General features: G+C 53.6%; 16 protein-coding genes, 1 tRNA gene, 3 rRNA genes and 1 other annotated feature. Of the genes, 11 read left to right on the top strand and 9 right to left on the bottom strand.

The features are described from left to right. The 4 genes from ABFV38_RS16725 to ABFV38_RS16710 all read right to left on the bottom strand — a co-directional run bounded on the left by ABFV38_RS16725 (position 1) and on the right by ABFV38_RS16710 (position 2,776). Positions 1–486: an OmpA family protein gene (locus ABFV38_RS16725; RefSeq protein ID WP_045909260.1), complete on the bottom strand. Its 486-nt coding sequence runs from the start codon at positions 484–486 to the stop codon at positions 1–3. Between the two features lie 12 nt (positions 487–498). Then, positions 499–1,719 (bottom strand): diguanylate cyclase DgcN, encoded by a 1,221-nt coding sequence (gene dgcN / locus ABFV38_RS16720; protein ID WP_045909259.1) that lies wholly within the window; start codon positions 1,717–1,719, stop codon positions 499–501. Then, positions 1,712–2,263 (bottom strand): YfiR family protein, encoded by a 552-nt coding sequence (locus ABFV38_RS16715; protein WP_198925595.1) that lies wholly within the window; start codon positions 2,261–2,263, stop codon positions 1,712–1,714. The genes dgcN and ABFV38_RS16715 overlap by 8 nt, the downstream gene beginning before the upstream one ends. Before the next feature lie 138 nt (positions 2,264–2,401). Continuing rightward, positions 2,402–2,776, bottom strand: coding sequence for a DUF2799 domain-containing protein (locus ABFV38_RS16710; RefSeq protein WP_348957607.1), 375 nt, complete (start codon positions 2,774–2,776; stop codon positions 2,402–2,404). 214 nt (positions 2,777–2,990) lie between these two features. On the opposite strand from ABFV38_RS16710, the gene aroF reads away from it, so the two are divergent. From aroF to ABFV38_RS16695, 3 genes are read left to right on the top strand one after another with little or no spacing between them, the layout of a single operon-like run. Continuing rightward, entirely contained in the window at positions 2,991–4,061 is a 1,071-nt protein-coding gene (aroF, locus tag ABFV38_RS16705) for a 3-deoxy-7-phosphoheptulonate synthase AroF (RefSeq protein WP_045909256.1), read from the top strand. A gap of 10 nt (positions 4,062–4,071) precedes the next feature. Beyond that, on the top strand, positions 4,072–5,193 hold the full coding sequence (tyrA, locus tag ABFV38_RS16700; protein WP_008502473.1) for a bifunctional chorismate mutase/prephenate dehydrogenase: 1,122 nt from the start codon (positions 4,072–4,074) through the stop codon (positions 5,191–5,193). Between the two features lie 60 nt (positions 5,194–5,253). Then, positions 5,254–6,126, top strand: a complete 873-nt coding sequence (locus ABFV38_RS16695) for an SMP-30/gluconolactonase/LRE family protein (RefSeq protein ID WP_348957606.1) — start codon at positions 5,254–5,256, stop codon at positions 6,124–6,126. Here the strand turns inward: ABFV38_RS16695 and pheA are convergent. From pheA to bamD, 4 genes are all read right to left on the bottom strand, one after another. Beyond that, a complete protein-coding gene (pheA, locus tag ABFV38_RS16690; protein WP_021242003.1) occupies positions 6,123–7,283 on the bottom strand; it encodes a bifunctional chorismate mutase/prephenate dehydratase in 1,161 nt (386 codons plus the stop codon). The two genes, ABFV38_RS16695 and pheA, sit on opposite strands and share 4 nt — an antisense overlap. Positions 7,284–7,313: 30 nt before the next feature. After that, positions 7,314–7,439: a sequence feature (Phe leader region), on the bottom strand. After that, positions 7,391–7,438, bottom strand: a complete 48-nt coding sequence (gene pheL / locus ABFV38_RS16685; protein WP_100249759.1) for a pheA operon leader peptide PheL — start codon at positions 7,436–7,438, stop codon at positions 7,391–7,393. Its footprint overlaps the feature before it by 48 nt. A 110-nt stretch (positions 7,440–7,549) precedes the next feature. Next, positions 7,550–7,891, bottom strand: a complete 342-nt coding sequence (raiA, locus tag ABFV38_RS16680; protein WP_008502470.1) for a ribosome-associated translation inhibitor RaiA — start codon at positions 7,889–7,891, stop codon at positions 7,550–7,552. Between the two features lie 268 nt (positions 7,892–8,159). Continuing rightward, positions 8,160–8,897: an outer membrane protein assembly factor BamD gene (gene bamD, locus ABFV38_RS16675; protein WP_023308867.1), complete on the bottom strand. Its 738-nt coding sequence runs from the start codon at positions 8,895–8,897 to the stop codon at positions 8,160–8,162. Positions 8,898–9,028: 131 nt separating this feature from the next. On the opposite strand from bamD, the gene rluD reads away from it, so the two are divergent. The 8 genes from rluD to ABFV38_RS16635 all read left to right on the top strand — a co-directional run bounded on the left by rluD (position 9,029) and on the right by ABFV38_RS16635 (position 20,350). After that, positions 9,029–10,009 carry a 23S rRNA pseudouridine(1911/1915/1917) synthase RluD gene (gene rluD / locus ABFV38_RS16670; protein ID WP_008502468.1) on the top strand — a complete coding sequence of 327 codons (981 nt, stop codon included), beginning with the start codon at positions 9,029–9,031 and terminating at the stop codon, positions 10,007–10,009. Beyond that, complete coding sequence (gene yfiH / locus ABFV38_RS16665; protein WP_348957605.1) at positions 10,006–10,737, top strand: purine nucleoside phosphorylase YfiH; 732 nt, start codon at positions 10,006–10,008, stop codon at positions 10,735–10,737. The genes rluD and yfiH overlap by 4 nt, the downstream gene beginning before the upstream one ends. A 129-nt stretch (positions 10,738–10,866) precedes the next feature. Then, complete coding sequence (clpB, locus tag ABFV38_RS16660) at positions 10,867–13,440, top strand: ATP-dependent chaperone ClpB (protein ID WP_045909253.1); 2,574 nt, start codon at positions 10,867–10,869, stop codon at positions 13,438–13,440. A gap of 427 nt (positions 13,441–13,867) precedes the next feature. Beyond that, positions 13,868–15,409 (top strand): 16S ribosomal RNA (locus ABFV38_RS16655). An 85-nt stretch (positions 15,410–15,494) separates the two neighbouring features. Continuing rightward, a tRNA-Glu gene (locus ABFV38_RS16650) sits at positions 15,495–15,570 on the top strand. 182 nt (positions 15,571–15,752) lie between these two features. Further along, positions 15,753–18,657 (top strand): 23S ribosomal RNA (locus ABFV38_RS16645). 72 nt (positions 18,658–18,729) lie between these two features. Continuing rightward, positions 18,730–18,845 (top strand): 5S ribosomal RNA (gene rrf / locus ABFV38_RS16640). The 16S, 23S and 5S rRNA genes sit together here with 1 tRNA gene alongside, the layout of an rRNA operon. Positions 18,846–19,054: 209 nt before the next feature. Beyond that, on the top strand, positions 19,055–20,350 hold the full coding sequence (locus ABFV38_RS16635) for an MFS transporter (RefSeq protein WP_045908524.1): 1,296 nt from the start codon (positions 19,055–19,057) through the stop codon (positions 20,348–20,350). Here the strand turns inward: ABFV38_RS16635 and ABFV38_RS16630 are convergent. Further along, positions 20,347–20,670, bottom strand: coding sequence for a YfiM family lipoprotein (locus ABFV38_RS16630; RefSeq protein ID WP_045908525.1), 324 nt, complete (start codon positions 20,668–20,670; stop codon positions 20,347–20,349). The two genes, ABFV38_RS16635 and ABFV38_RS16630, sit on opposite strands and share 4 nt — an antisense overlap. Between the last annotated feature and the right edge of the window lie 8 nt (positions 20,671–20,678).

The raw sequence follows: 20,678 nt of genomic DNA, 5'->3' as shown, positions 1-20,678 counted from the left end.
CTATGGCGTGCTGATCACCACTGCGACGCGGCGGTTTTCAGCGCGCCCTTGCGGGGTACTGTTGCTCGCAACCGGGTATTTTTGACCTAATCCCCGCGTGGTGAGATTGCTGCGCGGGATATTTGCCCCCTTCGCCCAGGCGTCGGCCACGGCGTTGGCGCGTTTTAACGACAGCGCTTCGTTGTAGCTTTCTTCCCCGTAGTTATCCGTGTGACCGTCCATTCGCGCGTGGTTCAGGCCGGTTTCGGCCAGGCGAGAGGCCATGGACTGGATCTGCGTTTCACTTTCCGGGCGCAGTCGGGCGTCATTTTTATCAAACAGGATGGTGTCCGACATGCCAAGCGACCAGTCACCGTTCAGTTCGTTAAAACCGTAAGACTTCATCGCCGCAATTTGCTCAGGAGTGAATTTGCCTTCCGGCGGCGACTGACAGCCTGCCAGAACCAGTGAGGCCAGTACTAACGGCGCGAAGTAACGTTTTAACATAGTGTATCCTTTCTAACTTATTGTTTTCGTACGCTGGTTTTTAACCTGGTACATATTGCGGTCAGCCCTCTCCAGTAATGCTTCCACGGAAGCATTTTCCCACGCCAGAGCAAAGCCAATGCTGAGTGACATCGATGCTTTTTGTCCGTTATGAAGATCAAACGGACGGATAAACTGCTGCGAAAGCGCAGCACAAATGTGTTGAACCTCAAGCTCAGAGTGAACGCCGTACAGCACCATGGCAAATTCGTCTCCGCCAAGACGGTAAGACTGATGACGTTTGTCGCCAAACTCCATCATCCTGCTGGCGACTTCGATGAGCACACAGTCTCCTGCCGCGTGTCCCCAGGTGTCGTTAATAAACTTAAAATTATCACCGTCGAGGAAGAGCAGAGCCGAGTTTGTTCTGGCTGAAGGGTCGTTCATTAATGCCGCAATGCTGTTACGAAACGCCGCGCGGTTGGCAAGTCCGGTAAGCGGGTCGTGCATGGCGGTCCGCAACAGCTGAGCGTTCTTCGCCTGAAGCTTTAGTTGCCACTCTTCCATTTCATCCAGAAGACTGTTGAAGTCCTCGCCAAACTGGTGAAATTCTTCGATACGGCCGTCTTTCACCCGGCGGGAGAAGTTGCGGTTCGTGCGTACGTCATGCACGACGTCGGTAATGTTCTGCAGGGCCGTGACCATTCCACGATGCAAAGACTGGGTAATGATGAGCGCGACGACGGCGGCAAAGAGAATACAGCCGGTCAGTACGGCAAACGACGTCCAGATGAAATGGCTGATCAAACTGTCGCGTGCGGTAAGGCGGATTTCGCCGATCGTTAAGCCGTTATGCATGATGGGCTGCGCAACCGGTACGGGGAAAAGCCAGCGACTGACCAGCGCGCCCAGCGTGTCGTTGTTATCCTCCGGGTTCCAGGACCAGTAGGCGAACCGCTTTTTATGCGCGTTAATCACCTCCGCCGCGGCAAACTGCCCCTGTTTGCCCAGGGCGGCAAGCGTTTCGTTGGCCGCCAGCGAGTCGTTGAAAACCAGCGAGGCTTCCAGGCTGTGGCTCATTGTGGCGCCGGTTAATTCGAGATTCTTTTGCGCGTATTGTTTTAACGTCACGACGGAAGCAAAACAGAGCAACAGCCATATTAACGTCATGGTAATAATGACGCTTATCATGCTGTTTCGCCTCAACGTTCTTTTAAACGTCGGACGTGGCGTTGATGTGAAATCTTTATCCATGCTGCTTATTCCGTGCCAGCATTAATACATCCGGATTGACTCTTACGCCACTGCGCGTCAATGCATCCAGGTTGACGGAAAACCGTACCTGGCCGCGATCGATCATCAGGCAAAAGGCACTGCCAATTACACATTCCGGATTTTGCTCTGAGATTAATAGCAACGCTCTGCCCTGATATTGACTTATTAATTCAAGTTGTTTTGCCGGTGATTCAGACCCGAAATATATCGCATCGCACGTCGCGGCCAGGGCTTCCCGATCGTTACGTACAATAACGGGAGTATAGGGTAACTCGTTGTGCCCTTCGTCGCCGCTGAGCGCGTGTGTATAGTGAGAAGTGGCATAGACACAAAGTCTGGGCTGCCCGGATAGTGACGGCCATCGCGTATAGCTCACAATGCCTGAGACAATCGAACGTACCGATTTATCCGTTTCCGTAAGCGTGCCTGCCGTCGCTGGGCCCACCATAAGGAACAGCATTAACACCAGAGTGAGTCGGAAAAAAGAGATCAAGAATAAATTTCTCACCAGAATCCGCCACATCGCTCCGGAAATAGATGTCCTTAAGAGTTGCGGGCAGAATACCATTGTTTATCAGAGCCGTCATTATGTCAGAAATAGCATCAGGCCAACCTAAGCTAAATCCTACTGTTGTTTATTTTCCGGTGGTTAAAAACAGACTTAATTGAGTCTGCTGGAACGCATACCTTCATCCATTCCTTTTTGCCATGACGCACGCAGTTTTGTCGCGTTTTCGACAGTATCGCAACTGGCAGGGAAAGATTTGCCCGCTAATCCCCAGGCGTGAATAAACCCTTCTTCGCAGACTCTCTTCTGACCATCGGCATAGCCGCGAAGATATTCACTACGATCAACGTGGGTGTCGTTAAAACTATCGGCCAGGGTCTGGTTATCTTTAACCGGCAGGCCATTCATGGCGTCTTCTTTACCGGCATCAAACCAGGATGGACTGCTCCAGTCGGGCTGGAAGGTGTAAGGATTGATCTGGCAGCCCGTTAAAAACAGCGACAACAGCGTGAGAGCAATTGAACGCATAGCCATTCTCCTTTTTTCTTCAGCATAGCCTGGCTTAAGAAAATATGTCTGTAATTTAAACTTTACGTTTTTATCGGCTGATTTTTGCAATAAATTGGTTTCTGTAAACCAATGTGTACGTATTTTGGATTGAAATGTTTACTTTTTATGGTATCGTGGTCTCACCTCATCGAGGAAAACAACTATCGCAAACGAGCTTTACAGGATCGCCATCATGCAAAAAGACGCGCTGAACAACGTACATATCACTGACGAACAGGTTTTAATTACTCCGGATCAACTGAAAGCGGAATTTCCGCTGAGCGTCGCGCAGGAGGCTCAGATTGAGCACTCGCGTCAGACCATTTCAAATATCATCGCCGGCCGCGATCCGCGCCTGCTGGTGGTGTGTGGTCCTTGCTCCATTCACGATCCTGAAACCGCCATTGAGTACGCTCGTCGATTTAAAGCATTAGCGGAGGAGGTCAGCGATAGCCTCTATCTGGTGATGCGCGTCTATTTTGAGAAGCCACGTACCACCGTCGGCTGGAAAGGGTTGATTAACGATCCGCACATGGATGGCTCGTTTGATGTGGAAGCAGGTCTGAAGATTGCGCGTCGCCTGCTGGTGGAGCTGGTCAGCATGGGGCTGCCGCTGGCAACCGAAGCGCTGGATCCGAACAGCCCGCAATACCTTGGCGATCTGTTCAGCTGGTCCGCGATTGGCGCGCGTACCACGGAATCGCAAACCCACCGCGAGATGGCGTCTGGTCTGTCGATGCCGGTTGGTTTTAAAAACGGTACCGATGGCAGTCTGGCGACGGCGATCAACGCCATGCGCGCTGCCGCCATGCCGCACCGTTTCGTCGGTATCAACCAGGCGGGCCAGGTTTGCCTCCTGCAAACGCAGGGCAACCCGGACGGTCACGTGATCCTGCGCGGCGGGAAAGCCCCGAACTACAGCCCGGCGGACGTGGCGCAGTGTGAAAAAGAGATGGAGCAGGCGGGACTGCGCCCGGCACTGATGGTAGATTGCAGTCATGGTAATTCGAATAAAGATTACCGTCGCCAGCCTGCGGTTGCGGAATCCGTGGTCGCACAGATCAAAGATGGCAATCGTTCGATTATCGGTCTGATGATTGAGAGCAATATTCATGAAGGCAATCAATCATCTGAACAACCGCGCAGCGCCATGAAGCACGGCGTCTCCGTGACGGATGCCTGCATCAGTTGGGAGACCACCGATGCGCTGCTGCGTGAGATCCATAAAGATTTAAACGGCCATCTGGCGACGCGTCTGGCTTAAGAGGGTAGTTATGGTTGCTGAATTGACCGCACTGCGCGATCAGATTGATGAAGTGGATAAGGCGCTGCTGGATCTGCTGGCGCGCCGCATGGCCCTGGTTGCCGAAGTCGGTGAGGTGAAAAGCAAATACGGCCTTCCGATCTACGTCCCGGAGCGCGAGGCCTCCATGCTGGCCTCCCGTCGCAAAGAGGCGCAGGCGCTGGGCGTTTCGCCGGATTTGATTGAGGATGTTCTGCGTCGCGTGATGCGGGAGTCCTATTCCAGTGAAAACGACAAGGGCTTCAAAACCCTCTGTCCGACCCTGCGTCCGGTGGTGATTGTCGGCGGTGCAGGACAGATGGGGCGCCTGTTTGAAAAAATGCTGACCCTTTCTGGTTATCAGGTGCGCATTCTGGAAAAAGAGGACTGGGCGCAGGCGCCGGAACTCATGAAAGATGCCGGGATGGTTATCGTCAGTGTGCCGATCCACGTGACGGAGCAGATCGTCGGGAAGCTTCCTCCTTTACCGAAAGACTGTATCCTGGTGGATCTGGCCTCCGTCAAAAATGGTCCGCTACAGGCTATGCTGGCGGCGCATACCGGGCCGGTGCTGGGTCTGCACCCGATGTTTGGCCCGGACAGCGGCAGCCTGGCTAAGCAGGTAGTGGTTTACTGCGACGGTCGTCAGCCGGAAGCCTATCAGTGGTTCCTGGAACAAATTCAGGTATGGGGCGCACGGCTGCACCGCATCAGCGCTGTTGAGCACGATCAGAACATGGCATTCATTCAGGCGCTGCGCCACTTTGCCACGTTTGCCTACGGCCTGCATCTGGCGGAAGAGAACGTACAGCTTGAACAGCTGTTGGCGCTCTCTTCACCTATCTATCGTCTGGAGCTGGCGATGGTCGGGCGTCTGTTCGCGCAGGATCCGCAGCTGTACGCGGATATTATTATGTCCTCGGAAAATAACCTGGCGCTGATCAAGCGCTACTATCAGCGCTTTGGTGAAGCCATTACGCTGCTGGAGCACGGAGACAAGCAGGCGTTTATCGACAGCTTCCGCAAGGTCGAGCATTGGTTTGGCGATTACGCGCAGCGTTTCCAGAATGAGAGCCGGACGTTGTTGCGCCAGGCAAATGACAGTCGCCAGTAATGTGATGATGTATATACTGAAAGCCAGCATTGCTGGCTTTTTTCATTTTGGGGAACTGTCATGGCCGAACCGCAGCTGCTGTTGAATTACACCGGGCATTTGCCTGAATGCCCGACGTGGAGCGCCGACGAGCACGCGCTCTACTGGGCCGATATTCTGGAAGGAGAGATCCACCGCTACCATCTGCCGACGGCGGAACACACCGTGCTTTCTTTCCACGAGGAGGTGGGCTGTTTCGCGCTGCGCGAGCGCGGCGGGTTTATCGTCGCCATGCGCAATGGCATCTGGCTTGCCGATAAGCATGGCCTTCTGCAGCGCAAGGTGTGCGACAACCCCTCTAACCCGCAGCTGGCGCGTTTTAACGATGGAGGTACCGACCATCAGGGCCGGTTCTATGCGGGCACGTTCTGGGGACCCGGAGATTACAACGGTGGCCTGTTGATGCGCATCGACAACGACCTGACGCCGAAGGTGATCCAGTGCGATATTCACGGGCACAACGGCTTAGCGTTTAGCCCGGATAAGCAGTGGATGTTTACCTCAGACACGCCAAACGGTGTGATTTACCGTACCCCGCTTGATGAGCAGGGCGAACCGGGTAAGCGAGAGGTGTTTCGTCAGTTTAAAGAGGGCGAGGGGATACCGGACGGCGCGGCGATGGATGTGGAAGGTTGCTACTGGAGCGCGCTGTTTGACGGCTGGCGCATCGCGCGTTTTTCACCGCAAGGGGAGCAGCTGGAAGAATACCGCATGCCGGTACGTTGTCCGACGATGGTTTGCTTTGGCGGCGATGATATGAAAACGCTGTTTATTACCACCACGCGGGAAAATATGGATGCGGAGGAGGTGACGAGATATCCGCTCTCCGGCGCCATCTTCACCCTGCCGGTGAGCGTGGCAGGGATGAAGAAAAGCCGTTTTATCGAACGTTAGATCGGATCGACCGGCACGACGTTTTCGCTCGGATAGCAGCCCAGCACTTTCATGGAGCGGGTGATTTCGCCCAGCTCGCGCAGGGCTTTCTGCATGGAAGCAGACTCGAGGTTGGCCTGGATATCGAGGTAGAACATCTCTTCCCATGGGTTACCGTGGATTGGGCGCGATTCCAGCCTGGTCATGATCAGGTTGTGATTACGCAGTACCAGCAGGGCTTCAACCAGCGCACCGGCCTGTTGGCCGGTGGCCATCAGCAGCGTGGTTTTGGCCGGTACCTGGTCAGACACATTGATTGCCTTGCGGGCCAGCACCACGAAGCGGGTAATGTTTTGCGTCTGGTTTGCCAGGTTGCGTTCCAGCACCTGTAAACCATACAGCGCGCCGCCCGCTTCGCTGCCGAGCGCCGCGACGGTGGGAGAGTTCGCCTGGGCGACTTTTTCCATCGCCGCCGAGGTGCTTTCGGTGTACTCAATTTTCCAGTTCGGATAGCGGTTCAGGAACTGGCTGCACTGCTGGAACGGCTGCGGGTGGCTATAGACGGTTTCGATCGTGTTCAGGTCCGTTGAACCGGATACCAGCACGCAGTGATCGATAGGAATCGTCAACTCGCCGACCAGCGACAGGCTGGTGTGCTGCAGCAAGTCGTAGACATCGTTGATGGCGCCGGAGCTGGTGTTTTCAATCGGCACCACGGCGTAATCCGCCTGGCCGGTCTCGACCTGGTTAAAAATGTCGGCAAACTTCGCGCAGCCGCTTTCAATAAATTCTTCGAAATGGCGAGCGGCATACTGACGTGCGGCCAGGTGAGAATAGGAGCCCTTTGGTCCGAGGAAAGCGATACGCGCAGAGTGCGGATTGGTTTTATTGAGATGCTGCTGGAGTAGCGCTTGCTGGGTCAGAACGGAATCTTCGATGATGAGCTGGAACAACCGGGTGATGTAGTGGGCATCGAGGTGATGCGCTTTGCCGAGCTGAATGAGCCGTTCCAGCAGATCCCGCTCGCGGTCGATATCGCGGACCGGACGATGGGAGTCCAGCTTGGCTTTACCCACTTCAACGGCAAGGGCGCGGCGTTCGGCCAGCAGCGCCAGCAGTTTCTCATCCAGCGCGCTGATTTTTACTCGCAGATCCAGTAACGGGTTTTCCGGTGTCATAGTGTTGCCTGTCTCATCTTATCGTTATCAATAAAAAAGGCCCCCCGGTGTGGGAGGCCTTGTTGTTCGTCTTCGCATTCTTTATCACACGACGAAACGCCTCCCGTTCAGGGGAAGGTAAAAAAGAATGCGAAGAAGAACGGCGTAAGTTTCATAAAGTCATCCTGTGAGTGATACCGTTAAAGTACCCGTACTGTTTTCACCCTGTCAATAAAAAACAAAAAACGCGCCCGAAGGCGCGTTGGCGATACACTCAATTTAAAGGATTACTCTTCTTCAACTTCTTCCGCGAAGCTGGCGTCTTTCACCGACGTTGTGGCGCGACGGGCTTCACCTTTGTGTTGCACTTTATTGAGCTGCCGTTCCAGCTTGTTGATCAAATCGTTAATAGCGGTGTACATATCCTCATGTTTTGCGCTGGCGACCAGATGGCCGTTTGGAGTATTGATAGTTGCGTCAGCGATGAAACCCTGCGGCTCCTTGGACAGGATGATATGTGGATTAATCAAATGTGTTTGCCATTTATCCAGTTTGGCGAGACGGTCTGCGACGTGCTGGCGAATTGCCGGAGTAATTTCCATTTGTTTACTGGTAATGTTCATTGTCATAAATTTTACCTCTTGTCTTTCCGTCTTGGTGATTCCAGCATACCCGACCCAATGTCAAAATGTGTGATTTAGATCACGTTATTTTGTCGGTTTTTGTCAGGGAATCTTTTTTGTGAGGCAGGGCAGGAAGAGGTGAGATTTACCTTGTAGAAGGCATAAATTGGGGCCATAGTTGACAGGATGTGTTGAGGCTAGCGCGCTTCAGCGACGCTCAGAAACGAATAAAAAAACGGCAGCCTTCGGGCTGCCGTTTTGCATTGAGGCAAAATCAGGTGTTGCTGCTGTTCGCGGCGATGATTTTTGCCACTTTTTCCGCCTGAGCGGTCATCTGCATCTGACGGTAAGCATTTTCCATCAGCTTCAGGCCGTCGCGCGTTGCCTGAGTATCCGGATAATCACGCAGCATACCTTCTACGCGGTTAACCACGGCAACCCATGCGCCACGGCGGGTATAATATTCCGCCACGGAGTATTCATATTTCGCCAGACGATCTTTCAGGAACACCAGACGTTTGGTGGCGTCGGTCACGTACTGGCTGTTAGGATAGCCGCGCACCAGCTTGGAGAAGTCATTGAAGGCATCACGCGCATGCTGCGGGTCACGGTCGGAACGATCCACGCCGAAGAAGCCCTGCAGTGCACTGTCGTCCAGCGCCATGTTGGTGAGGCCGCGCATGTACATCACGTAGTCGATGTTAGGATGAGTCGGGTTCAGACGCATGAAACGATCGATGGTTGCCTGAGCCAGCGGCAGATCGGCATTTTTATAGTATGCGTAGATGAGATCTAACTGTACCTGCTGCGAATACGGACCAAATGGATAGCGATTATCCAACGCTTCCAGTTGCGTTATCGCCTGTTTCCAGTTACCGTCCTGCAACTTTTGTTGTGCAGTCGCATAGATTTCATTCGGCGGATTGTCAGGGACCTGTTCATTTGAACCGGAGCAGCCCACCAAAGCCAGGCTCAACGTGGCCGCTGCCACCAGATATTTCATGCGCGTCATGACGTTTTGACTTTCCTCAAATGTTTGTCCGGGAGAAACTCTGTTCCTGCTCCCGATTAAGACCAGCTACAATAGCACACTATATTAAACGGCAAAGCCGTAAAACCCAACGTTAAACGAAGAAGCAGTTTATGGCACAACGAGTAGAACTCACCGCAACAGTCTCCGAAAATCAGCTCGGTCAACGCTTAGATCAGGCTTTGGCCGAATTGTTCCCTGATTATTCGCGTTCACGCATAAAAGAATGGATCCTTGACCAGCGCGTGATGGTAAACGGCAAGATCTGGGACAAACCAAAAGAGAAGGTGTTAGGTGGGGAAGCTGTCGCCATCAATGCTGAAATCGAAGAGGAAATCCGCTTCGAGCCGCAGGATATCCCACTGGACATCGTCTATGAAGATGATGACATTCTGGTGATCAACAAGCCGCGCGACCTGGTTGTTCACCCGGGGGCGGGAAACCCTGACGGTACGGTACTTAACGCACTTCTCCATTATTATCCGCCGATCGCGGATGTTCCGCGCGCGGGCATCGTGCACCGTCTCGATAAAGACACTACCGGTCTGATGGTGGTGGCGAAGACCGTTCCTGCTCAGACACGTCTGGTGGAGTCGCTGCAGCTGCGCGAAATCACCCGTGAGTATGAGGCGGTAGCCATTGGGCATATGACCTCTGGCGGGACGGTAGAAGAGCCTATCAGCCGTCACCCGACCAAGCGAACCCATATGTCGGTGCATCCGATGGGTAAACCGGCGGTGACGCACTATCGCATTATGGAGCATTTCCGTATTCATACGCGCCTGCGTCTGCGTCTGGAGACCGGACGTACCCACCAGATCCGCGTGCATATGGCCCACATTACCCATCCGCTGGTGGGGGATCAGGTCTACGGTGGTCGTCCTCGCCCGCCTAAAGGCGCATCGGATGAGTTCATCAGCGTATTGCGTAAATTCGACCGCCAGGCGCTGCACGCGACCATGCTGCGTCTTTACCATCCTATCACCGGCATTCAGATGGAGTGGCATGCGCCTATCCCGCAGGATATGGTGGACCTTATTGACGCCATGCGTGCCGATTTCGAAGAACATAAGGATCAAGTGGACTGGTTATGACCAAACTGATTGTCCCGGAGTGGCCATTGCCTGCCGGCGTGGCTGCCTGCAGTTCAACCCGTATTGGCGGTGTTAGCCAGGGCGCGTGGGCGTCGTTGAACCTCGGCGCACACTGTGGCGATAACCTGGAACACGTGGAAGAGAACCGCAGGCGTCTGTTTGCTGCGGGGAACCTGCCTTCAAATCCGGTCTGGCTGGAACAGGTTCATGGCAAGGCGGTGCTGAAGTTGACGGGAGAACCCTATGCTTCTAAACGTGCTGATGCCTCTTACAGCAATACTCCGGGAACCGTTTGTGCCGTAATGACCGCCGATTGTCTGCCAGTGCTGTTCTGCAACCGTGCAGGCACCGAGGTGGCTGCAGCGCACGCGGGCTGGCGTGGACTGTGTGAAGGCGTGCTGGAAGAAACCGTCGCCTGCTTTAAGGATGAGCCCGCCAATATTATGGCCTGGCTTGGCCCGGCCATTGGTCCTCGCGCTTTTGAAGTGGGGTCGGAGGTTCGCGAAGCCTTTATGGATAAAGATCCGCAAGCGGTGGACGCCTTCCTGCCTTCTGGAGATAAATATCTGGCCGATATTTACCAGCTTGCTCGTCAGCGCCTGAACAGCGTCGGTATAACGCAGATCTTCGGCGGCGATCGCTGTACATTCACCGAAAAGGGTGATTTTTTCTCTTATCGCCGCGACAAGACGACGGGGCGTATGGCAAGTTTCATTTGGCTGATATAACCTAAAGAATCAAGACGATCCGGCACGTGCCGTTTTCTTTTCACATAATTCAGGTCATTAACCTTGAATAATTGAGGGATGACCTCATTTAATCTCCAGTAGCAAATTTGACCTGTTATGGGAGGAGTTATGCGTCTGGATCGTCTTACTAATAAATTCCAGCTTGCTCTCGCCGATGCCCAGTCCCTCGCACTGGGGCACGACAACCAATTTATCGAACCTCTTCATTTAATGAGCGCCTTGCTGAATCAGGAAGGGGGATCGGTACGTCCTTTATTAACGTCCGCTGGCATTAATGCTGGCCAGTTACGCACCGCTATCGATCAGGCGCTGAGCCGTTTACCGCAGGTCGAAGGGACCGGCGGCGACGTTCAGCCGTCGCAGGATCTGGTGCGCGTCCTGAACCTTTGCGACAAGCTGGCGCAAAAACGTGGGGACAATTTTATTTCGTCAGAGCTGTTTGTTCTGGCGGCGCTTGAATCACGCGGTACCTTGACCGACCTGCTGAAATCCGCCGGTGCGACCACCGCTAATGTGACTCAGGCGATTGAGAACATGCGCGGAGGTGAAAGCGTGAACGATCAGGGAGCCGAAGACCAACGTCAGGCTTTGAAGAAATTTACGGTCGATCTGACCGAGCGTGCTGAACAGGGCAAACTTGACCCAGTAATCGGCCGTGATGAAGAAATCCGCCGTACCATTCAGGTGCTGCAGCGTCGTACCAAGAACAACCCGGTACTGATAGGTGAACCGGGGGTCGGTAAAACCGCCATCGTTGAAGGGTTGGCGCAGCGTATTGTGAACGGTGAAGTGCCGGAAGGTCTGAAGGGCCGCCGCGTACTGGCGCTGGACATGGGCGCGCTGGTGGCCGGTGCGAAATACCGCGGCGAGTTCGAAGAGCGTCTGAAAGGCGTGCTTAATGACCTGGCGAAGCAGGAAGGCAACGTTATCCTGTTTATCGATGAGCTGCACACCATGGTCGGTGCCGGCAAGGCAGACGGCGCGATGGATGCCGGGAACATGCTGAAACCTGCGCTGGCGCGCGGTGAACTTCACTGCGTCGGTGCCACCACGCTGGATGAGTACCGTCAGTACATTGAGAAAGATGCTGCGCTGGAACGTCGTTTCCAGAAAGTGTTTGTTGCCGAGCCAAGCGTTGAAGATACCATCGCGATCCTGCGTGGTCTGAAAGAGCGCTATGAACTGCACCACCATGTGCAGATCACCGACCCGGCGATCGTTGCGGCGGCGACGCTTTCGCATCGTTATATTGCTGACCGTCAGCTGCCGGATAAAGCCATCGACCTGATTGATGAAGCGGCGTCGAGCATTCGTATGCAGATTGACTCGAAGCCGGAAGAACTGGATCGACTCGACCGACGCATCATTCAGCTCAAGCTGGAACAGCAGGCGCTGAAGAAAGAGTCTGATGAAGCCAGTAAGAAACGTCTCGATATGCTCAATGAAGAACTGGACGATAAAGAGCGCCAGTATTCTGAGCTGGAAGAAGAGTGGAAAGCCGAGAAAGCCTCCCTTTCCGGTACGCAGACCATTAAAGCTGAACTCGAACAGGCAAAAATTGCCATTGAGCAGGCGCGACGCGTGGGCGACCTGGCGCGAATGTCTGAGCTGCAGTACGGCAAAATTCCTGAGCTGGAAAAACAGCTTGAGATAGCGACGCAGTCAGAAGGTAAAACGATGCGTCTGTTGCGTAATAAAGTGACGGATGCCGAGATCGCGGAAGTCCTGGCGCGCTGGACCGGTATTCCCGTGGCGCGCATGCTGGAAGGCGAGCGTGAAAAACTGCTGCGCATGGAGAACGATCTCCACAATCGTGTGATTGGTCAAAATGAAGCGGTTGAAGCGGTATCGAATGCTATTCGTCGTAGCCGTGCAGGGCTGTCCGATCCGAACCGCCCGATTGGTTCGTTCCTGTTCCTGGGGCCGACCGGTGTCGGTAAAACCGAGCTGTGCAAAGCGCTGGCTAACTTTATGTTCGACAGCGACGATGCGATGGTGCGTATCGACATGTCCGAGTTTATGGAGAAACACTCCGTCTCGCGTCTGGTCGGGGCGCCTCCAGGATATGTGGGTTATGAAGAAGGTGGGTACCTGACAGAAGCGGTGCGTCGTCGTCCTTATTCCGTCATCCTGCTGGATGAGGTGGAAAAAGCGCATCCGGATGTGTTCAACATCCTGCTTCAGGTGCTGGATGATGGTCGTCTGACCGACGGGCAGGGGAGAACGGTCGACTTCCGTAATACGGTTGTCATTATGACCTCGAACCTGGGTTCCGATTTGATTCAGGAACGTTTCGGTGAACTGGACTACAGCCATATGAAGGATTTGGTGCTGGGTGTGGTAAGCCATAACTTCCGTCCGGAGTTCATCAACCGTATTGATGAAGTGGTGGTATTCCATCCTCTGGGTGAGAAACACATTGCGTCGATTGCGCAGATCCAGCTGCAGCGTCTGTACAAACGTCTGGAAGAGCGTGGATATGAAATTCACATCTCCGACGATGCGCTGAAGCTGCTGAGTAAGAATGGTTACGATCCGGTGTACGGTGCGCGTCCATTGAAACGCGCTATCCAGCAGCAGATCGAAAACCCGCTGGCGCAGCAGATCCTCTCCGGGGAGCTGGTTCCTGGCAAAGTTATCCGTCTGGAAGCCAACGACGATCGCATTGTGGCAGTGCAGTAAGTCACAAAACGCAAAAACGAGCCGCTTGCGGCTCGTTTTTGTTTAAAAACCAGGCGAAAATTGAGGTCTGGAGTCGGTTTTGCCTGGAAAGTGAGCGGTCAGTAAATAAATTTCACTTTATCCTTGCAGGTTCAGAATTACTCCCTATAATGCGCCTCCACTGACACGGAACAACGGCACACACGCCGCCGGGTCAGCAGAGAAAAGCGAAAATAAACGCTTGACTCTGAAGCGGGAAGGCGTAATATGCACACCCCGCGCCGCAGCGAAAGCGAAGCGGCACTGCTCTTTAACAATTTATCAGACAATCTGTGTGGGCACTCAAAGTGACATGGATTCTTAATGTCTTCGGACAATAAATGAATACCAAGTCTCTGAGTGAACATACGTAATTCATTACGAAGTTTAATTCACGAGCATCAAACTTAAATTGAAGAGTTTGATCATGGCTCAGATTGAACGCTGGCGGCAGGCCTAACACATGCAAGTCGAGCGGCAGCGGAAAGTAGCTTGCTACTTTGCCGGCGAGCGGCGGACGGGTGAGTAATGTCTGGGAAACTGCCTGATGGAGGGGGATAACTACTGGAAACGGTAGCTAATACCGCATAACGTCGCAAGACCAAAGAGGGGGACCTTCGGGCCTCTTGCCATCAGATGTGCCCAGATGGGATTAGCTAGTAGGTGGGGTAACGGCTCACCTAGGCGACGATCCCTAGCTGGTCTGAGAGGATGACCAGCCACACTGGAACTGAGACACGGTCCAGACTCCTACGGGAGGCAGCAGTGGGGAATATTGCACAATGGGCGCAAGCCTGATGCAGCCATGCCGCGTGTATGAAGAAGGCCTTCGGGTTGTAAAGTACTTTCAGCGGGGAGGAAGGTGTTGAGGTTAATAACCTCAGCAATTGACGTTACCCGCAGAAGAAGCACCGGCTAACTCCGTGCCAGCAGCCGCGGTAATACGGAGGGTGCAAGCGTTAATCGGAATTACTGGGCGTAAAGCGCACGCAGGCGGTCTGTCAAGTCGGATGTGAAATCCCCGGGCTCAACCTGGGAACTGCATTCGAAACTGGCAGGCTAGAGTCTTGTAGAGGGGGGTAGAATTCCAGGTGTAGCGGTGAAATGCGTAGAGATCTGGAGGAATACCGGTGGCGAAGGCGGCCCCCTGGACAAAGACTGACGCTCAGGTGCGAAAGCGTGGGGAGCAAACAGGATTAGATACCCTGGTAGTCCACGCCGTAAACGATGTCGACTTGGAGGTTGTGCCCTTGAGGCGTGGCTTCCGGAGCTAACGCGTTAAGTCGACCGCCTGGGGAGTACGGCCGCAAGGTTAAAACTCAAATGAATTGACGGGGGCCCGCACAAGCGGTGGAGCATGTGGTTTAATTCGATGCAACGCGAAGAACCTTACCTACTCTTGACATCCAGAGAACTTAGCAGAGATGCTTTGGTGCCTTCGGGAACTCTGAGACAGGTGCTGCATGGCTGTCGTCAGCTCGTGTTGTGAAATGTTGGGTTAAGTCCCGCAACGAGCGCAACCCTTATCCTTTGTTGCCAGCGGTTAGGCCGGGAACTCAAAGGAGACTGCCAGTGATAAACTGGAGGAAGGTGGGGATGACGTCAAGTCATCATGGCCCTTACGAGTAGGGCTACACACGTGCTACAATGGCGCATACAAAGAGAAGCGACCTCGCGAGAGCAAGCGGACCTCATAAAGTGCGTCGTAGTCCGGATTGGAGTCTGCAACTCGACTCCATGAAGTCGGAATCGCTAGTAATCGTAGATCAGAATGCTACGGTGAATACGTTCCCGGGCCTTGTACACACCGCCCGTCACACCATGGGAGTGGGTTGCAAAAGAAGTAGGTAGCTTAACCTTCGGGAGGGCGCTTACCACTTTGTGATTCATGACTGGGGTGAAGTCGTAACAAGGTAACCGTAGGGGAACCTGCGGTTGGATCACCTCCTTACCTTAAAGAACCTGCCTTTGCAGTGCTCACACAGATTGTCTGATGAAAAGTAAATAGCAAGGCGTCTTGCGATTGAGACTTCAGTGTCCCCTTCGTCTAGAGGCCCAGGACACCGCCCTTTCACGGCGGTAACAGGGGTTCGAATCCCCTAGGGGACGCCACTTGCTGGTTCGTGAGTGAAAGTCACCTGCCGTCATATCTCAAAACTGACTTGCGAGTCATGTTTGAGATATTTGCTCTTTAAAAATCTGGATCAAGCTGAAAATTGAAACGACACATCTTTAAGGTGTGTTCGAGTCTCTAAAATTTTCGCAATCAGAAGTGAAACATCTTCGGGTTGTGAGGTTAAGCGACTAAGCGTACACGGTGGATGCCCTGGCAGTCAGAGGCGATGAAGGACGTGCTAATCTGCGAAAAGCGCCGGCGAGGTGATATGAACCTTTGACCCGGCGATGTCCGAATGGGGAAACCCAGTGTGATTCGTCACACTATCGTTAACTGAATACATAGGTTAACGAGGCGAACCGGGGGAACTGAAACATCTAAGTACCCCGAGGAAAAGAAATCAACCGAGATTCCCCCAGTAGCGGCGAGCGAACGGGGAGCAGCCCAGAGTCTGAATCAGCTTGTGTGTTAGTGGAAGCGTCTGGAAAGTCGCACGGTACAGGGTGACAGTCCCGTACACGAAAACACACAGGTTGTGAACTCGAAGAGTAGGGCGGGACACGTGGTATCCTGTCTGAATATGGGGGGACCATCCTCCAAGGCTAAATACTCCTGACTGACCGATAGTGAACCAGTACCGTGAGGGAAAGGCGAAAAGAACCCCGGCGAGGGGAGTGAAAAAGAACCTGAAACCGTGTACGTACAAGCAGTGGGAGCACCCTAGTGGTGTGACTGCGTACCTTTTGTATAATGGGTCAGCGACTTATATTCTGTAGCAAGGTTAACCGTATAGGGGAGCCGAAGGGAAACCGAGTCTTAACTGGGCGTTAAGTTGCAGGGTATAGACCCGAAACCCGGTGATCTAGCCATGGGCAGGTTGAAGGTTGGGTAACACTAACTGGAGGACCGAACCGACTAATGTTGAAAAATTAGCGGATGACTTGTGGCTGGGGGTGAAAGGCCAATCAAACCGGGAGATAGCTGGTTCTCCCCGAAAGCTATTTAGGTAGCGCCTCGTGAACTCATCTTCGGGGGTAGAGCACTGTTTCGGCTAGGGGGCCATCCCGGCTTACCAACCCGATGCAAACTACGAATACCGAAGAATGTTATCACGGGAGACACACGGCGGGTGCTAACGTCCGTCGTGAAGAGGGAAACAACCCAGACCGCCAGCTAAGGTCCCAAAGTCATGGTTAAGTGGGAAACGATGTGGGAAGGCACAGACAGCCAGGATGTTGGCTTAGAAGCAGCCATCATTTAAAGAAAGCGTAATAGCTCACTGGTCGAGTCGGCCTGCGCGGAAGATGTAACGGGGCTAAACCATGCACCGAAGCTGCGGCAGCGACACTATGTGTTGTTGGGTAGGGGAGCGTTCTGTAAGCCGTTGAAGGTGTGCTGTGAGGCATGCTGGAGGTATCAGAAGTGCGAATGCTGACATAAGTAACGATAAAGCGGGTGAAAAGCCCGCTCGCCGGAAGACCAAGGGTTCCTGTCCAACGTTAATCGGGGCAGGGTGAGTCGACCCCTAAGGCGAGGCCGAAAGGCGTAGTCGATGGGAAACAGGTTAATATTCCTGTACTTGGTGTTACTGCGAAGGGGGGACGGAGAAGGCTATGTTAGCCGGGCGACGGTTGTCCCGGTTTAAGCATGTAGGCGGAGGTTCCAGGTAAATCCGGTACCTTATTAACGCTGAGGTGTGATGACGAGGCACTACGGTGCTGAAGTAACAAATGCCCTGCTTCCAGGAAAAGCCTCTAAGCATCAGGTAACATCAAATCGTACCCCAAACCGACACAGGTGGTCAGGTAGAGAATACCAAGGCGCTTGAGAGAACTCGGGTGAAGGAACTAGGCAAAATGGTGCCGTAACTTCGGGAGAAGGCACGCTGATATGTAGGTGAAGCCCCTGCGGGTGGAGCTGAAATCAGTCGAAGATACCAGCTGGCTGCAACTGTTTATTAAAAACACAGCACTGTGCAAACACGAAAGTGGACGTATACGGTGTGACGCCTGCCCGGTGCCGGAAGGTTAATTGATGGGGTTAGCGGCAACGCGAAGCTCTTGATCGAAGCCCCGGTAAACGGCGGCCGTAACTATAACGGTCCTAAGGTAGCGAAATTCCTTGTCGGGTAAGTTCCGACCTGCACGAATGGCGTAATGATGGCCAGGCTGTCTCCACCCGAGACTCAGTGAAATTGAACTCGCTGTGAAGATGCAGTGTACCCGCGGCAAGACGGAAAGACCCCGTGAACCTTTACTATAGCTTGACACTGAACACTGGTCCTTGATGTGTAGGATAGGTGGGAGGCTTTGAAGTGTGGACGCCAGTCTGCATGGAGCCGTCCTTGAAATACCACCCTTTAATGGCTGGTGTTCTAACGTAGACCCGTAATCCGGGTTGCGGACAGTGTCTGGTGGGTAGTTTGACTGGGGCGGTCTCCTCCCAAAGAGTAACGGAGGAGCACGAAGGTTAGCTAATCCTGGTCGGACATCAGGAGGTTAGTGCAATGGCATAAGCTAGCTTGACTGCGAGAGTGACGGCTCGAGCAGGTGCGAAAGCAGGTCATAGTGATCCGGTGGTTCTGAATGGAAGGGCCATCGCTCAACGGATAAAAGGTACTCCGGGGATAACAGGCTGATACCGCCCAAGAGTTCATATCGACGGCGGTGTTTGGCACCTCGATGTCGGCTCATCACATCCTGGGGCTGAAGTAGGTCCCAAGGGTATGGCTGTTCGCCATTTAAAGTGGTACGCGAGCTGGGTTTAGAACGTCGTGAGACAGTTCGGTCCCTATCTGCCGTGGGCGCTGGAGAATTGAGGGGGGCTGCTCCTAGTACGAGAGGACCGGAGTGGACGCATCACTGGTGTTCGGGTTGTCATGCCAATGGCACTGCCCGGTAGCTAAATGCGGAAAAGATAAGTGCTGAAAGCATCTAAGCACGAAACTTGCCCCGAGATGAGTTCTCCCTGAGACTTTAAGTCTCCTGAAGGAACGTTGAAGACGACGACGTTGATAGGTCGGGTGTGTAAGCGCAGCGATGCGTTGAGCTAACCGATACTAATGAACCGTGAGGCTTAACCTTACAACGCCGAAGATGTTTTGGCGAAGAGACGAACAATCAAAATTCAGCCTGATACAGATTAAACAGAATTTGCCTGGCGGCTTTAGCGCGGTGGTCCCACCTGACCCCATGCCGAACTCAGAAGTGAAACGCCGTAGCGCCGATGGTAGTGTGGGGTCTCCCCATGTGAGAGTAGGGAACTGCCAGGCATCAATTAAGAAGAACCCCGTACCGGAAGGTGCGGGGTTTTTTGCTTTTGTTTTCCCACTCTGGCTTTTGTCTTAATCCCTTATCCTGCTAATGGAATGTGTGATCTCTGTCTCAATGTGATTTATAACAAAATTATAACATTTCATTTACGAGGTTATTGAGTCTCCAGGCTCAATACGCCGCAGTTTATGGCAGGAGCATAACCACAATGACAGAAAGCATGACATCAAACGGGACGCTGGCTCACAGTGATACCCGAAGAAGGGTATGGGCAATCATCAGCGCCTCTTCAGGGAATCTGGTTGAATGGTTCGACTTTTACGTCTACTCATTCTGTTCACTCTACTTCGCACATATTTTCTTCCCCTCCGGCAACACCACCACGCAGCTGCTACAAACGGCAGGAGTCTTCGCCGCAGGCTTCTTGATGCGACCCATCGGGGGTTGGCTGTTCGGCCGTATTGCGGATCGTCGCGGGCGTAAGGCCTCTATGCTGATCTCGGTGTGCATGATGTGCTTTGGCTCGCTGGTGATCGCCTGCTTACCGGGATATGCATCGATTGGTACCTGGGCACCGGCACTACTTTTGCTGGCCCGCTTATTCCAGGGATTATCGGTGGGCGGTGAATACGGTACCAGTGCAACCTACATGAGTGAAATTGCACTGGAAGGCCGTAAAGGTTTTTACGCCTCATTCCAGTACGTCACGCTGATTGGCGGTCAACTGCTGGCCATTCTTGTGGTGGTGATCCTGCAGCAAATTCTGACGGACGAACAACTTCACGCCTGGGGATGGCGGATCCCTTTCGCAATGGGCGCTGTACTGGCGGTCGTTGCACTTTGGCTACGCCGTCAGCTAGATGAAACCTCTCAGAAAGAGGTCAGGATGCTGAAGGAGGCGGGAACATTCAAAGGATTATGGCGTAACCGTAAAGCTTTCCTGATGGTGCTGGGCTTCACCGCGGGCGGCTCTCTCAGTTTTTATACGTTCACCACCTATATGCAAAAATACCTGGTAAACACCACCGGCATGCACGCAAACGTCGCCAGCGTGGTCATGACCGTGGCACTGTTTGTCTTTATGCTCATACAGCCGATCGTCGGCGCGCTCTCGGATAAAATTGGCCGACGTACGTCGATGCTCATTTTTGGCGGATTGTCGGCATTATGTACCGTCCCCATTCTGACTGCGCTTCAGCATGTCTCTTCACCGTATGCTGCCTTTGCGCTGGTGATGGTGGCGATGGTGATTGTCAGTTTCTACACCTCCATCAGCGGGATACTGAAAGCCGAGATGTTCCCGGCGCAGGTCCGTGCGTTAGGGGTCGGGCTCTCTTATGCGGTCGCCAACGCGGTGTTTGGCGGATCGGCGGAGTACGTAGCGCTGTCGCTTAAATCATGGGGAAGCGAAACGACATTCTTCTGGTACGTAACGGGAATGGGGGCACTGGCGTTTGTTGTCTCCCTGATGCTGCATCGCAAAGGGAAAGGCATTCGACTTTAATACCGCGCCATCTGCCATACGGCATAGCCGGTCGTTGCGCCAGCGACATCCCAGGCGAAATCTTTCCAGCTCCAGCCGCTCCCTGCGGGGCGGCTATCCCACAGTTCTTTTGATGCCCCAAGACTTACTGAGAACATCAGCCCGATCGCCGCGCTACGATCCCGGCTGTATCCCTGATGCTGGGCATATTCATTACCGGCTGCGGACAACATCGCGGAAGCGAGAAAATGCTGTGCTTTATCCTGTCCGGACCAGCTATCGTTGGCCATATGGCTACAGCCACTCAGGAAAATGACGCTCAGTAACAGAGGAATACGCATCAACGGGC

This window comes from Enterobacter cloacae complex sp. Mu1197 (assembly GCF_040059225.1).
Lineage (GTDB): Bacteria > Pseudomonadota > Gammaproteobacteria > Enterobacterales > Enterobacteriaceae > Enterobacter > Enterobacter quasiroggenkampii.
The sequence above is the reverse complement of the archived record's forward strand: the minus strand, read 5'-3'. Positions and strand labels throughout refer to the sequence as shown.

Bases quoted from the DNA above. Each gene is read 5' to 3' on its own strand.
- pheA (WP_021242003.1), bottom strand. From the start codon at position 7,283: ATGACACCGGAAAACCCGTTACTGGATCTGCGAGTAAAAATCAGCGCG.
- bamD (WP_023308867.1), bottom strand. From the start codon at position 8,897: ATGACGCGCATGAAATATCTGGTGGCAGCGGCCACGTTGAGCCTGGCT.
- clpB (WP_045909253.1), top strand. From the start codon at position 10,867: ATGCGTCTGGATCGTCTTACTAATAAATTCCAGCTTGCTCTCGCCGAT.
- ABFV38_RS16725 (WP_045909260.1), bottom strand. From the start codon at position 486: ATGTTAAAACGTTACTTCGCGCCGTTAGTACTGGCCTCACTGGTTCTG.
- ABFV38_RS16635 (WP_045908524.1), top strand. From the start codon at position 19,055: ATGACAGAAAGCATGACATCAAACGGGACGCTGGCTCACAGTGATACC.
- ABFV38_RS16695 (WP_348957606.1), top strand. From the start codon at position 5,254: ATGGCCGAACCGCAGCTGCTGTTGAATTACACCGGGCATTTGCCTGAA.
- ABFV38_RS16710 (WP_348957607.1), bottom strand. From the start codon at position 2,776: ATGCGTTCAATTGCTCTCACGCTGTTGTCGCTGTTTTTAACGGGCTGC.
- tyrA (WP_008502473.1), top strand. From the start codon at position 4,072: ATGGTTGCTGAATTGACCGCACTGCGCGATCAGATTGATGAAGTGGAT.
- yfiH (WP_348957605.1), top strand. From the start codon at position 10,006: ATGACCAAACTGATTGTCCCGGAGTGGCCATTGCCTGCCGGCGTGGCT.
- rluD (WP_008502468.1), top strand. From the start codon at position 9,029: ATGGCACAACGAGTAGAACTCACCGCAACAGTCTCCGAAAATCAGCTC.
- dgcN (WP_045909259.1), bottom strand. From the start codon at position 1,719: ATGGATAAAGATTTCACATCAACGCCACGTCCGACGTTTAAAAGAACG.
- aroF (WP_045909256.1), top strand. From the start codon at position 2,991: ATGCAAAAAGACGCGCTGAACAACGTACATATCACTGACGAACAGGTT.
- ABFV38_RS16630 (WP_045908525.1), bottom strand. From the start codon at position 20,670: ATGCGTATTCCTCTGTTACTGAGCGTCATTTTCCTGAGTGGCTGTAGC.
- ABFV38_RS16715 (WP_198925595.1), bottom strand. From the start codon at position 2,263: ATGTGGCGGATTCTGGTGAGAAATTTATTCTTGATCTCTTTTTTCCGA.
- raiA (WP_008502470.1), bottom strand. From the start codon at position 7,891: ATGACAATGAACATTACCAGTAAACAAATGGAAATTACTCCGGCAATT.